The organism is Millionella massiliensis (genome assembly GCF_900104655.1).
Lineage (GTDB): Bacteria > Bacteroidota > Bacteroidia > Bacteroidales > Rikenellaceae > Rikenella > Rikenella massiliensis.
This window is the reverse complement of record NZ_FNWD01000002.1, coordinates 2,655,261-2,669,535: the sequence shown is the minus strand read 5'-3', so window position 1 is coordinate 2,669,535 and position 14,275 is coordinate 2,655,261. Positions and strand designations below refer to the sequence as shown.

General features: G+C 58.2%; 12 protein-coding genes. 9 read left to right on the top strand and 3 right to left on the bottom strand.

Annotation, left to right across the window (positions count from 1 at the left end):
* The first annotated feature begins 147 nt into the window (after nt 1–147).
* From BQ5379_RS10190 to BQ5379_RS10180, 3 genes are all read left to right on the top strand, one after another.
* Nucleotides 148–1,728, top strand: coding sequence for a S41 family peptidase (locus tag BQ5379_RS10190; RefSeq protein WP_083377706.1), 1,581 nt, complete (start codon nt 148–150; stop codon nt 1,726–1,728).
* A 376-nt stretch (nt 1,729–2,104) separates the two neighbouring features.
* Nucleotides 2,105–4,570 carry a glucosidase family protein gene (locus tag BQ5379_RS10185; RefSeq protein WP_071135332.1) on the top strand — a complete coding sequence of 822 codons (2,466 nt, stop codon included), beginning with the start codon at nt 2,105–2,107 and terminating at the stop codon, nt 4,568–4,570.
* A 199-nt stretch (nt 4,571–4,769) separates the two neighbouring features.
* Entirely contained in the window at nt 4,770–5,555 is a 786-nt protein-coding gene (locus BQ5379_RS10180; RefSeq protein ID WP_071135331.1) for a 4Fe-4S binding protein, read from the top strand.
* Between the two features lie 271 nt (nt 5,556–5,826).
* On the opposite strand, the gene BQ5379_RS10175 is transcribed toward BQ5379_RS10180, so the two are convergent.
* The gene (locus tag BQ5379_RS10175; RefSeq protein ID WP_143039452.1) at nt 5,827–6,141 is read right to left on the bottom strand and encodes a hypothetical protein; all 315 of its coding nucleotides are present in this window, start codon (nt 6,139–6,141) and stop codon (nt 5,827–5,829) included.
* Between the two features lie 294 nt (nt 6,142–6,435).
* Between BQ5379_RS10175 and BQ5379_RS10170 the strand changes: the two genes are divergently transcribed.
* From BQ5379_RS10170 to mutY, 6 genes are all read left to right on the top strand, one after another.
* Nucleotides 6,436–6,648 (top strand): helix-turn-helix domain-containing protein, encoded by a 213-nt coding sequence (locus BQ5379_RS10170; RefSeq protein WP_235846062.1) that lies wholly within the window; start codon nt 6,436–6,438, stop codon nt 6,646–6,648.
* Between the two features lie 87 nt (nt 6,649–6,735).
* Entirely contained in the window at nt 6,736–7,599 is an 864-nt protein-coding gene (locus BQ5379_RS10165) for a Cbp1 family collagen-binding glycoprotein adhesin (protein ID WP_071135328.1), read from the top strand.
* Nucleotides 7,600–7,759: 160 nt separating this feature from the next.
* Entirely contained in the window at nt 7,760–8,671 is a 912-nt protein-coding gene (locus tag BQ5379_RS10160) for a LysR family transcriptional regulator (RefSeq protein WP_071135327.1), read from the top strand.
* Nucleotides 8,668–9,291 carry a phosphorylase family protein gene (locus BQ5379_RS10155; RefSeq protein ID WP_071135326.1) on the top strand — a complete coding sequence of 208 codons (624 nt, stop codon included), beginning with the start codon at nt 8,668–8,670 and terminating at the stop codon, nt 9,289–9,291. Before BQ5379_RS10160 ends, BQ5379_RS10155 begins: the two co-directional genes overlap by 4 nt.
* A gap of 127 nt (nt 9,292–9,418) precedes the next feature.
* On the top strand, nt 9,419–9,916 hold the full coding sequence (gene ybaK / locus BQ5379_RS10150) for a Cys-tRNA(Pro) deacylase (protein ID WP_071135325.1): 498 nt from the start codon (nt 9,419–9,421) through the stop codon (nt 9,914–9,916).
* A gap of 4 nt (nt 9,917–9,920) precedes the next feature.
* Nucleotides 9,921–10,988, top strand: coding sequence for an A/G-specific adenine glycosylase (gene mutY / locus BQ5379_RS10145; protein ID WP_071135324.1), 1,068 nt, complete (start codon nt 9,921–9,923; stop codon nt 10,986–10,988).
* Between the two features lie 47 nt (nt 10,989–11,035).
* Here mutY and BQ5379_RS10140 read toward each other — a convergent pair whose 3' ends face one another.
* Both BQ5379_RS10140 and BQ5379_RS10135 read right to left on the bottom strand, forming a co-directional pair.
* Entirely contained in the window at nt 11,036–11,689 is a 654-nt protein-coding gene (locus BQ5379_RS10140) for a lactate utilization protein (RefSeq protein WP_071135323.1), read from the bottom strand.
* 215 nt (nt 11,690–11,904) lie between these two features.
* Nucleotides 11,905–14,205 (bottom strand): HzsA-related protein, encoded by a 2,301-nt coding sequence (locus tag BQ5379_RS10135; protein WP_235846061.1) that lies wholly within the window; start codon nt 14,203–14,205, stop codon nt 11,905–11,907.
* Nucleotides 14,206–14,275: the final 70 nt, after the last annotated feature.

Below are 14,275 nucleotides of genomic sequence, written 5' to 3'. Positions count from 1 at the left end.
CAATTTCACCCCCGTGCATCACATTTTGAGACAAAATAGAACACAAACAGATCCACATTCACCGTACCGACAGACGAAAAACCTCTTAAAATACGTTTTTATCATAACTTATGCGCGGATATTATCTAACCACCATATCTCCATATCATGAAAGCACCGCTATCCCCTCAACCGATCCGCAAATGGCTGTTCATTCTTTTGGTCGGCGTCACACCCGGCATCCTGTGGGGACAGGACTCCGTATTTCTCAGTCCCGAGAAACGGACCGAAGAGATCGATTTCATCATCCGTCAAATCGACTCGGTATACGTTTTCGGTCGCCGCGGAATCAGCGACAACGAATGGAACAGACGGCTCGGAATTATTCGAGGCAAGATAGACAGCACCGAAAACTGGAACGAATACCGCTACGCCCTGCGCTATTTCGGGATGCTGATCAACGACGGGCATTTTACTTTCCCTGACAGAACATATTACAACCGAACGCGCATATTCCAAAAAACCGATACCCTTTTCCCCGTACGGATCAAGACATGGAAAGACGGTACTGTCTATGTGCAAGAGGACTATACCGGCCACATTCCCCGGAACGCCAAGATCCTCCGCATAAATGGACGCTCAGCGCAGGAGATGACGCTCAGTCTACTTTCCATGGCCTGTTGGGAAACGGACGGACAGGTGTACTATGGCCCGGAAGACGCGAATTCCAGAAGTTGGTATAATCTGATGAACTTTCTGTTTATGGAAGGTTACTCAGCACCCTACCATGTGGAATACACCCTGCCGGAAAGCGAACGGATCGACACGGTCGTTTTGGAAGGAATGACTCGCCAGGAAATCCATACAGCCAATAAAAAAATCCAATCTCGAGCCAAAGACGACAATATATGGAATCAGCTGTTCGGCGGCAAAACGATCACCACCCAAAAGCTCGGAGATCACAGTGCCGTTATGACAATTAACTACTTCTGGGGTGAGAATGCGCTTGCCATGATATTCGGACGCAAAGACAAACGTTATCCCCGGAAGTTAAAGAAAGCCATGGCATGGGTCGATCGCCACAAGATCGACACCTTGATTCTCGACATCAGCAACAATCCCGGCGGTCTGACCGACAATGTGTACATCACCCTGAACTACCTGACAGAAAAAACCGTCGATGCAAACCGTGCCTACCGGGTGAACGACGGGAATCGAGAAAAGATCAAAACCGTTATACAGAATACGCCCTATGAACAACTGTTCGGTCTGTCGGCCGAACAAACGCAACAAATGGAATCCTGCATAGACAGCGTTCGGTCAGGAGACTACTTGACCACCGATATGGTGTGCGACGTACGCTTCCGGCCGGATCCGGACCTGATGCACCGCTACCGCGGCAAAGTTTACCTGCTGACCAGCGAGGCTACCTACTCGGCGGCCCAACTGTTTGCCCAGTATTTTAAAACGTTGGGCATCGGTCCCACCGTGGGCAGACCCTGCGGAGGGTATGCGAGCATCAGCGGGGGAAATTGCCAATCTGTCAAATTGCCTTACACCAACCGATTTACCCTTTCCATTCCTTATACCAGCCTGCGCAACGACGTCCACTCCCCGCGATTCGAGTACGATTCCGTGGATATTCTGATTCCCCGCGAAGAACTTACCTGCGACGAATGGCTGGCCGGGAAAAAAGTTGAAAAGCTCCGCGATCAGGCCCTAAGACGGTTCAAAGAAGGCACCCTGTAATTCTCGGGGTGCCCCCCATTCTTCGCGCTGTTTCGGAACGGCACATCAGCGCAACCTTTATCCACACCCTTACTCAGCCACTTGCAGTCGGTCTTCGTCCTCGCCGGGAAAACTCTGGCAAGGACGGAGGCCGATCTGGTTAATTCCACCCTTACGTAACCCCGGTCAGCCGTTCCGTAACACAGAATTACGTATTCCCGACCGTCGCAACCTACCCGACGTAGCACCGCGGGGTCCGTCTTGCAGACTCGGCAATCGTTTGCACAAATCAGAAAAAATCGCCAATATTGCAGACAAGCCAATGGGGGCAGTAAACTCCCGGACACTGTTTCCCCGCCCAACGGCTCCTATTCAAACGACCCAAACCCACCGATTCATGAAAATACATTACACCCTGCTCGGGACGCTGTTGTTAACCGTCGGCGTCCACACCACTCACAGCCAGGAGCTTCCACTCACCGACGATCCCGCCAAAGAGTGGTGCTACCTTCGGAAATCAACCACCGTCATCGGGATGCCCTTCCACCCCCAGGTGACTGAAGTCACCTACGACGGGTCGCTCTACACCGGCCACGCCGAGTTGAACTTCAGCTACGGGCCCCACGACACCCCGATTCTGATTCGCCAAAAGACCTTTGAAGAGGGATGGATCCCCGTAGTCGGCGACCGCTGGAACGACGGCGATATCGAATACCGGATCGCCATCTACTCTGCCCCGCTCGACACGGCCGACGTCAGCAACTGCGTGAACTTCGTGAAAGTCACCATGACCAATACCGGCAAAGAGGAGGCCCACGCACTGTTCAACGTCTCGACCCGCGGCAAAAAGGCAGACTACCGATTGGCCGCCCTGCAAGGCTTCTCCGACGACAACGAATACCTCATCCGCGACAACGCCCTCTATAAAGACAACCGGCTGCTCTTCACCTTCAACGACGGTTACGAACGTATCGAAGCCGTTGAAGGCACCCCCTATACCGCCCCCTTCACCGGGTCATCGCTGCGAATCACGCCCGAGACCCGTACCGCCATCGTGCGTTACGACCGGGTGCTGAAACCCCGCCAGCAGGCCGAACTGGTCTTCAAGATGCCCTGCGTACCGGTCGCCGACCCCGCACAGGCCCAACGTATCGCCCAGGCCGACTATGAAGCGTACCACACCGCGACGGTCGCCTTCTGGAAGAACCTCATCGGATCGCAAACCCGCTTCGAGATCCCCGAAAAACGGATCCAGGACGCCCAACGCGCCTCGATGGTCCATCTGCTGCTGGCCACCCGCACCTTCCCCGACGGCCGGAAGATGCAGACCGACGGTATTCCCTACCCCTTCTTTTTCCTGACCTCCGCGCCCCAGATGTCGATGGCCTACCTGACCAACGGCTGTCCCGACTACGCGCGGTTGATCGTCCGCAACGCCATCCTGCAACAGGAACCCGACGGTCTCTATTTCGACCGGTCGCTCGCCCACGGCGGCATCATCCCCACCGCCCACGGCCACATCATGTACATGGTAGCCGGCTACTACCTTTTCACCCGCGACAAAGCCCTCGGCGAGGAGGTTTTCCCGAGCCTCACCAAAGCCGTCGAGTACATCCGCACCGAGACCACACGCAGCCCCTACGGACTGCTTCCGCCGACCTACCCGTACGACAACGAGATGATCGACGGCCACTACGCCTGCAACAACTACTGGGCCCTGCTCGGGCTGCGCTACTGCATCCGGATGGCGCGCGACCTGGGACACGACGAGGTGCTGGCCGACTGGCAAGCCCTCGAAAAAACCTATACCGAGTCGATTCTGCGCGGCATCGAGCACTCCGTCCGACCCGACGGATACGTTCCCACCGGACTCTATGATTTTCTGACCGGCAAACAGGCCCGCCGCGGCTTCAACGAATATCAGTGCAACAGCGACTGGGAGAACATGCTGCTGGCCTACCCGACCGAACTGCTCGAACCCCGCCACCGCTTCGTCACCGGCAGCCTGAACCACATCCGCAAGGGATACGCCGAGGGGATCATGACCTACCGCCACGGCCAGCACCTCCACCAGTACATCACGGCCAACCTGATCGAGCAGTACATGGTGCAGGGCGAACAGCGTCAGGCACTGATCGACTTCTACCACCTGATTCTCCACTCCGGTTCGACCCACGAAGGGTTCGAGAATCTGGTGATTCCGTGGAAAGACCGGATGGTCGATCCGACCTGTCCCACGCCCCACGCCTGGGCCTCGGCCAAGACCGCCTTCCTGATCCGCAACTTCCTGATCCACGAATACGGCGGCCGCTCCGGTGTGGAATCGGGACGAGACCTCTACCTCTACCCCGTCCTTTCGCCCGAGTGGACCAAAGAGGGCGACCACATCTCGATCGTCGACGCCCCCACCGAGATGGGCCGCGTTACCTCCGAAATTCGTTTCCGCCGCGGCGGTGCCAGTGTTACCTACTCGGCCCGCTACAACAACGACCGACCGGCCCACGTCCGCTTCCGGATTCCCTACTTCAAGGTGCTCGACTCGTTCACGACCGATGCCTCGGAGAGCCGCGTGGAAGATGGTTGCATCGTGCTGTCGCCCGATTTCACACGCCTGAAAATCAAATGGCAGGAGAACAGCGAAGCACACCGCGGCACCACGGCCGACCTGCTGACCGCATACCGCAGTTGCGACACCTTCGAAGGGGTCGATTCGAACGGCGTGCAGATCGTGCGATCGCACACCCCCTTCCTGCTCGACGACGAGCGGAAAGACCTGATCGAACCGCTGAGTTTCGAACTGGTGAAACAGGCCTTCCTCAAAGAGTTTGCCCGCCGCACCGCCGATACCGCCGCAAAGGAGTAGCAGCCTGCCGATTCCCTGCGTAATGCGTGACCGCGCAATCGTACACGGCGGTTGTGCCAACCGTCAACAGCAGAGTAACAGCAAACACACGGAGGGACACCCCTCCACAACGAATGACCGGCCCCGAGCGGAGCCTCGCGGTACGCACCGCATAAGGGTTCTCCGCCAGCGTGGCCGGCCCTTAAAAATACCGTATGATATGGAAATTGATTTGATCACCTTCTCGCCGACCCACACAGGCGCCACCGTCGCCCGGCAAGTGGCCGCCGGTTTCTCCACCACCACTGACCACGTGGCGGAGCATGACATGACCCTGCCCGACCACGAAACGTCAATCACCGTGACGGACACCGCCATTTTCGTTGCTCCGGTCTACGGCGGACGCGTCGCGGAAACCGCTGTCGAACGCTTTGCCGCCGTCCATGCTGCCACACCGGGCCAGACGCCGGCCATTCTGCTGGTTGTCTACGGCAACCGCGATTACGAAGATGCGCTGGTCGAGCTGCGCGACCTGGCCGTCCGTCAAGGATTCGCCCCGCTCTCGGCCGCAGCCTTCATCGGTGAACACTCCTACAGCCGTCCCGACGAAGGGATGCCCATCGCCCAGGGACGTCCCGACGCCGACGACCAGGCCGCTGCGCACCGTTTCGGTGCCGATTCTCGCGCCAAACTGGACGGGGGCTGCTGGAGCACCCCCGACATCAAAGGGAACGTGCCCTACAAGACCAAAGGCCCGTCGACACCGGCCACACCCACGACTGATCCGGCTCTATGCACCGGCTGCGGCACCTGTATCGAAGTCTGTCCCACGGGGGTCGTATCGCTTACGGCCGACGGTATCGCCACCAGCGACGCCTCAGGATGTATCAAATGCTGCGCCTGTCTGAAGTTCTGCCCGACCTCTGCCCGCCGTTTCGACACCCCCTATACGGCCAAGCTGTTCCAATACTTCAGCGCCCGCCGCGAACCCGAATACTTTTTATAGAGCCCGGCGCTGACGACGGAGCATGCGGCCACTGCCATTAATGCTGAAGTTCCCACAACGAGAACGCCACTAAATTCACGAATCCAACAGGAGAGATAGGTGTAAAAAGGGTATCGGGAGCCTTTGCCTCGATACCCTTTTTAGATACCGGCCTTTTCGTCCATATTGGGTTGCATCCCGATCTTCTAAAAACAATGTGCCCTGATACACTGCCCGCGTCGGCAGGTGCATCAGGGCACAATCCTATCAACATTCAAGGGACGTCCCCAAATCAGGAATCGATCCGATGAGACGGAAGCATCGGCGGAGTCTTCTCGCAGTGAAGTTTTTGCCAGGCATAGGCAGTCTCTTCCGTCTGCAACGAACTCACCAGCGAACCGCGCCAATCCACGCCCAAAAGCGGCTTTTCAACCGTATTTTTCCGCTTTCTCTGGTTTTTACGCTTCTGCCGTTTACGCACCCTCACCCGTTTGGCCCGGGCACGAGCCTCACTGTTATCGGGCTGCGACCAGACAAAGGGCACCACCAGCATGACAGCCACAACGGCTACCAGCCCTCCCAGCAAAATAAACTCTCCGGTATCCATAGCAATAGATCGTTTATAGCCACATCCGGCCTTTATATTTTGGACAATACAATTATCGTGCAAAAAGAGCGAGGGCAATATAAATCGACATTTTCCGCGTCGATTGTATCATCATTCCCGGCTCGCAAAACCCTTGTTTATTTAAACGTGAATCGCGCCTGTTTGTTGCCTCCGACGCCAAAATTTATGACATTTTGTCCATGCAAGCCGGACGCTCGCTTAAGTTATCATACATGATAACCACACTACAAAGGTAAAGAAAAAACTTTGTTATCAAACATGATAACACGCTCCATGGAGGAAATTCTTTACCGGATCGGCCGACGCATCGCCCAACTGCGCTCCGAGCGAGGCATCAGCCAACAGGACCTCGCCGCACGATGCAACTTCGAAAAGTCGAACATGAGCCGCATCGAATACGGCCGCAGCAACCTCACCGTACGGACCCTGCTGACCATCAGCCAGGCACTCGGTGTGAAATTGCGCGACCTGGTGGACGTCGAATAGGCATAAATGGTACGCTTTTTGCACAGGAACGTAGGACAAATTGAGTTTTTATCTACTTTTGCGCACACCAACAAACAGTTTGTGGATATGAAAAAGATTTTGATTCTTGCCGCCACTGCGACGTTGTTCGCCTCCTGCGGCCCGAAAAGCCAGACCCCGGACTCGACAGCCATGGCCAATGATTCGCTGACGCAAGTGATCGCAGCCAAAGATTCGATCATCAACGACGCCTTCAACAGCATCAGCGAAATAGCCGCCAACATCAACCAGATCGCCGAACGCGAAAAACTCGTCACCAAACAGACCTCGGCCGGCGGTGAACTGACCAAACCCGTCAAGGAACAGATTGCCGAAAACATCGCCGCCATCAGCGAACTGCTCGACCAGAACCGCGCTACCATCGCCCGTCTCCAGACCTCGGCCAAAAAGTTGAAGGAAGCCAACGTCAAGATCGAATCGCTGCAAACCCTGATCGCACAACTGCAGGCCCAGCTCGACCAGAAAAACGCCCAGCTCGCCGCCCTGACCGACCAGGTCAAAGCCCTGAAAGTGGAAGTCGAAGCCCTCGGCCACACCGTATCGAACCTCGAGAGCGACAAAGCCGAACTGCAGACCACCGTTGCCGAACAGGACGCCCAGCTGCACACCGTGTACTACATCGTAGCCACCGATAAAGAGCTGCTCGAAAAAGATATCATCGACAAGAAAGGCGTCATCGGCCGCACCCGCGTAGTGAGCGACAACGCCTCGATGGATAGCTTCACCAAAGCCGACGACCGCACCGTGGAACGCATCCCGATCGGCAAATCAAAAGTGAAGATCGTCACCTCGCACCCCGAAAACAGCTACATGCTCGTCAAAGGTTCGAAAGACGTAGTCGAAGAGTTGGTCATCACCGACAAGGAAGCCTTCTGGAAAAACTCCAAGATACTGGTCATCTCGCACAAATAGTCCTGCGAGACCACCACAACCCCACACAACGCACCGCTTTCCTCACCGAAAGCGGTGCGTTTCTTTTACGGCCGACAGCGCCCGTTCCCCGGGTATTTCGAAAACCGCCACATTTTTCCGACCTTTGTCTATCGGCATCCCATACGCCCCGACACAGCCCATGGACTTCCGCCTCAGAACATTCGTCAGCGTCGCCCGCCACCTCAGCTTCACCCGTGCCGCACAGGAGCTCTACATCACCCAGCCCGCCGTGACCCGCCACATCAAGGAGCTGGAGAGCCAGGTGGGCACCTCGCTGTTCGACCGACACGGCACCTCGATCAGCCTCACCAAGGCCGGCGAAGTGATGCTCTTCCACGCCGAGAAGATCCTCGACAGCTACCGCCGCATGCAGTTCGACATGAACATGCTGACCGGCAACTTCAGCGGCGAGCTGCGTATCGGTGCCAGCAGCACCATTGCGCAGTATGTTCTGCCGGCCTGTCTGGCCCGCTTTTCGACCCGCTACCCCGAGATCCGCACCACCCTCGACACCGGCAACAGCCGTCAGATGACCCAGGCACTCTTCAGCCACAGCATCGACCTGGCGCTGGTCGAAGGCGAAACGCGCCACACCGGCATCCACTACGAGCCCTTCATGCGCGACGAGCTGGTACTGGTCACCGGTAGCCACAGCCTCTACGCCACACGCGAGACCATCACCCCCGAGGAACTCACCACCCTTCCGATCGTCCTGCGCGAGAACGGCTCCGGCACCCTCGAAGTGATCGAACGCCGCCTGAACGACCACCACATCAAGCTCTCGTCGCTGAACGTCATCATGCAGATCGGTAGCACCGAAGGCATCAAGTCGTTCCTCTCCGACTACGACTGCGTGGCGCTGCTCTCCGTGCGGGCCGTCACCCGCGAACTGCTCTCCGACACCCTCACTGTCATCGACATCGACGGTCTTACCTTCGAACGCGAATTTTCGTTCGCCACCCTGCAAGGCAACCCCGGCTCGATTGCCGAGAGTTTCATCCGCTTTGCTACCGAGACCCCAGCCCACACACGAAAATCCAACCGCAAATGACCCTACCGCCCACCGTCATACTGACCGCCACCCGGCTCGAACAGGCCCCGCTGCGCCAACGCTTCGGCGACCGGTACGCCAGTCACGCCCTGCAATGGTGCATCGGAGGCATGGGCGCGGGAGCCACGGCAGCCGCCACGCAACGAATTCTGCACGAACTGACGCCCCGCCTCATCATACAGGCCGGCATCGCCGGGTCACTGCGTTCCGATCTGACTCCGGCAACCGCCCACACGGCCTACATCGTCCGAAGCGACCGCCAGGCCGACCTCGGAGCCTGGCGGTCCGAGACCGGGACGTTCGAACCCTTCGCCACACTGCCCGAAGCCCAGACCATCGAGTGCCCGTACGCAGAGCGTCTCAGTTCCCTGCTGCCTCTGCTCCCGGCCCGCTCCACGAACAGCGCCTGCATGCCCCTGCCGCTGCACGACGACGAAGCGCTGGAGTCGATGGAAGGAGCCGCATTTTTCGGGGTATGCCGAAGCGGCACAATCCCCTACCTACAGCTCCGATCGATCTCAAATCGCGTAGGCGATCCCCGCGCTGCGTGGCGCATCGACGAGGCTTTGAAAATTTTAACGGCGGGATTAGAAATAGTTTTGCGTAACTTCGTGCCGTAAAACAGAGACGGTCACACCCCGTCGCCCCACACCCCATAGACGTGCAGGGACACCCTCCGACGACACCCCCGTCCGCCCAACGGACAGAACCGGAGCAACGAGTAGATTATATTTATCGCATCAGGCAATGAAAATCACGAAGACCAACGCCGCACGGCTGTTGGACCAAGCCGGGATCGCCTACGAACTGATCCCCTACGAAGTGGACGAAGAGCACCTCGACGCCGGCCATGTAGCCGAACAACTGCACGAAGACATCCGTCAGGTTTTCAAGACGTTGGTCATGCGCGGCGACCGCAGCGGCATCTTTGTCTGCATCATCCCCGGCAACCGCGAAGTCGACCTGAAAGCCGCCGCCAAGGTATCCGGCAACAAAAGTGCCGCCATGCTCCACATGCGTGAACTGCTGCCCACCACCGGCTACATCCGGGGCGGATGCTCACCGATCGGCATGAAACGCAACTTTCCCTCGTACATCGACGAAAGCTGCCGCGAATTCGACCATATTTACATCAGCGCCGGCGTGCGCGGGCTCCAGATTCGGATCGCCCCCGACGACCTGATCCACTTTGCCCACCTCAAGACCTCCGCACTGACCGACACCGAGGCTCCAGCCGCCGAATAGTCCCGTGGATACCGCCGCCCTCAACGACTGGTACAGACAGCATCACCGCACGCTGCCGTGGCGCGAAACCCGCGACCCCTATCGCATTTGGCTCTCGGAGGTCATTCTACAGCAGACCCGCGTGGCCCAGGGACTCGAATATTACGAACGTTTCGTCGCCCGTTTCCCGACCGTCGCCGCACTCGCCGCAGCCGACGAGGACGAAGTGCTGAGGCTCTGGCAGGGACTGGGGTATTACAGTCGCGCCCGCAACCTCCATGCAGCTGCACGGGAGGTCGTCAGCCGCTATTCCGGCCTTTTTCCAACCGCATACAACGAACTTCGCACGCTGAAAGGGATCGGCGACTACACGGCAGCCGCCATCGCCTCTTTCGCAACCGACGCTCCGCATGCCGTCGTGGACGGCAATGTTTACCGGCTGTTGAGCCGTCTGCTGGACATCGACACGCCGATCGACACCACGGCCGGTAAGAAACAGTTCGCCACGGCGGCCGATACCCTTCTGCAAGAGTACCTCGCCTCACCCGGCCATGCCGGTGCCGGAAGCTACAACCAGGCCGTCATGGAGCTGGGGGCGCTCGTCTGCACACCCCGTAATCCGAACTGCGACCAGTGTCCGCTGTCGTCGAACTGTCTGGCACTGAAAAACGGGACCGCCGACCGGCGTCCCGTCAAAAAAGGCAAAGCGGTACAGACACCGCGCTACTTCCATTACCTGCATCTGACCGACCCCTGTGGCCGGACCGTCATCCATCGCCGCGCTGGCAACGACATTTGGCACGGACTCTACGAATTCCCGCTGGTCGAAACGGCAACCGACACAGAGATCGACCCCGGCGTCCTGCCCTTCGCAGCCACCTGGCGTTCAACGATCCGCATGCCGCGACATATCCTTTCGCACCGCATTATCCACGCCACCTTCCACTGCATCGAGACCGACGACCTCACGGCACTCCCGATTCCGGAAGACTGGATCGTCATCCCGTCCGAACACCTCGGAGACTACGCCATTGCACGACTGACGGAACTCTACCTCGCCCGCATCGCTACAACCCCGGCGAATCCGCGGTAACGCACAAATCACAACTCTTTTCGCTCTATCACTCCCGCGAGCAGCAATCAATATCCCATATCGTCATTGACGAGAATCACGCGAATCCGCTCTTTCGGGTAGCAACGCTCCATCATGAGCCACGAGTTGCAGATCCGATCCGGACTGGCGCAGTCGTGACACCGCGACGTGATCTGACACGGCGTTTTGAAATGGACATGGGCCCGTGCGTTGAGCGGTGCGGCAATCGTTTTGATGCGACGCATCGCCTCATCGAGGTCAGCCGTCAGTTTGTTACGCCCGACGACGAGAATCACATGACGCGGGCCGAACGTAACCCCGCCGATGCGGTTGCCCACCATATCGAGCCAGACCAGCGTTCCCTGCTCGGTGACGGCATTGACCCCCGTCAGAAAGAGATCGGTCATCAGGGCCTGCCGACGCATTTCGAGATTCTCGGCACGGCTTTTCGCGCGGTCGAAACCGTCGATGAACTCCCAACGCGGGTCGGCCCGCAACATGTCTAGCGCACCGGTAGCCCGAAGCGTTCGCGAATCGGCATATCCGACCGACTTGGGGGCCAACGTTTCGACTGCCCGCCGGATGCGATTCCGCACATCCGTAGCGGTCGACGCCACCTCGGCCGTAAACCCGTGTTTTTCCAGGATACGGGCCAGATCATCCAGCCGCCGCTGCCAATATTCGAAAGTGTGGTCTGCCATAGTTTTCGGTATTAGGGAGTTATACATTACTGCGGACACGGACAATCGGTACCGTCAGGGCTTTCTGTGGGTACAGCACACAATCGCCTCACCCCAAAGTCCCCGAGCCATCCGAGCAGCGACACACAGCGTTACTGCCTCGTACGACGCGAAACAAAAAAGCGGCCGCCCCGCACAGGGCTGCCGCTTACAAACATAACAAATTTTTCGGATTTTTAACGGTTGTCGTAGCGTTTCTGCCCTGCCTCTACGGCATGACGGTTGGCTACCTCCTCCTCGAGCTGAGCCGCATACTTGCGGAGCATCTCCTGGTGACGCTGGCTGGGCACGAAACCCTTCATGTCGGCACGCGGATGCTCTTTGAGGCGCTGGCCACCCCGTGCGATGATCTCGACAGCCTGAGCGAACTTTTCGCTGTCGCCGCGGATGGCATCCAGGCAGGGGCTCAACTCGGGACGCTCGAACGCTACCTGCGCCTGCACTCCGCGCCAGTGGCCGTTCAGGCCACGCAGATTGACCCCGGTCAGTGCGGCCAGCGAGTCGATTTCGGCAAAGGTCAGCGGCGAACGGCCGCCAAGGTTGTCACCGTAATAGGCTTCGTAAGCCGGATAGTAAACCCCGTTGACGTCCATCCAGGCATAGAGAGTCAGACGCTCCTCGTCGGAGAGTTTCACGCCGTGGTGAACCGTATCGATCACGCGGGTCAGCACGCTGGCGTGCGAACCCCACGTGTAGGGATCCTGTATCGCTGCAGGACCGGCTCCCACGAGGGTCACCTTGCCACCGACATAGAGATTGACGTACGATGCGTTGAAGAAGGGGTTGCGGTCGCCGGCCAGCACCAGTTTCTTGCGATCCTTTTCGTCGAAGTCGTGGCACTTCACACAGTGACGGTCGAAAATGGGCTGCACCTGAGCGGTGTAGGAGAAGGGCTCGGGTTCACGGCCCATCCAGCCGGTAAGTTTCACGGGACCTTTTTGCAGAGCCAGCGGCATCTTGCCCGAAGGCACGGGAACGCTCAAACGATCCTCGTGACAGCCGATACAACCGTTGATCTCGCCCGACATGGCCATCGTACCGCTTCGCATCGACTGCACCATCTTTTTGTCCTTGTCGAGCAGCTGGAAGTAAACAAACTTGCCGGCAGGCACCTCGAAGCAGGCCGATCCGTCTTCAGCCACCGGTACTTCGCCCAGAATCTGTTTCAATTCAAAGCTGGTCCAGTTCATCGCGGGAGCCTGTTCGCCCTGTCCGGCCCAACCCTGTGCAGTCCAGGTGCGTTTTTCGGGCGACTCGATGACGCGCAGCCACTTGACCGTACCGCGTTCCACGCCTTTCATGTTAGTACCTTCATAGACATCCTGCACGTAGAACATGCCGGGACGCTCGGAGTAGTCGCGTGCGAAGGGAATGGCACTCGGTTTCTGACGCGGAGCGATAGGCATCGGATCGAAACACCCCTTGGTCCCTTCGTAGAGCAGGGTTTCGGTGCCGGCCGCACGATCAACCCGGTAGAGGGCCATCTTATAGTCATTCAGGGTGGTGTCCCAACGAACGGAACGCGAAACGAGGAACGTATTTTCGTCCAGCGGATAGGGGTCTTCGTAACGGATCTTGATCTTCATGAACTGGTCGTAATCTCCCTGTCCGATCAGCGCCCGGGAATCAGCCGGCCAGATCTGCACAACCGGTTCGGCCCCATCGACCCCTTTCTTGCGGTCGATCAGGGTCAGCGCTCCCCACGGACGGTCGTGGCAGCTGCCGAAGATGCAGACCACCAGGTCGCTGCCGGGTACCTGCCGGGCGTCGATCACCCCACCGGGCGAGTTGGTGTTGTTGCCATAGTAGATAGCATGTTTCGTACCGTCAGGATTGACGGTCCACAGTCCCTGTGCATCACCGAAGTTACGATCGACATACTCCCAACGGTCGTACAGAATGCGGCCGTCGTTGAGCAGTGCCGAGTGGCCTTCAAAAAGGGTGCTGCCCCCGATCTGGACGATATTCGCCCCGTCGGCTTCCATACGGTAGAGGTTACCCATGATGTGGCGGTTGCACATGCAGTATTTGGGCTCGCGGGTGGAGGTGAAGATAATTCCGCCGTCGGGCAGATAAAGGGGGTCGATATCCGAGATGCCGGCAGCGCTGGTCAACTGACGCAGGCCGGTACCGTCGGTGTTGATTTCGTAGATATGGTACCACCCTTCACGTTCGGGCCGCATCGAGAAGATGATCTTCCGACCGTCGAACGAGAGTTCAGGGTCACGGATCACCCCTTTTTCGGAGGTGAGCAGCGTACGTACCTTCCCGGTAGCGAGGTCCAGTGCCCGCAGTGCCGATCCGCCCCGGAACTTCTCGGGATTGATCTCTCCGGCCTGGAAAAGCGTTTCGGTGTTGTGGTGGTCGGGCGCATACTGGTCGCGTTCGACGAAGAGGATCTCGCGGAAATCCTCCTGTGCCCGTAGTGCGGTGACCGACACGAGCATACCCAGTGCCAACAAGACTCGTCGCATCATCATTTGCAAATTTTATTTGGTAAAAAATCGGTTTTCGAAAGTTCATTTCCTCCGAACAATAGATTCGGAA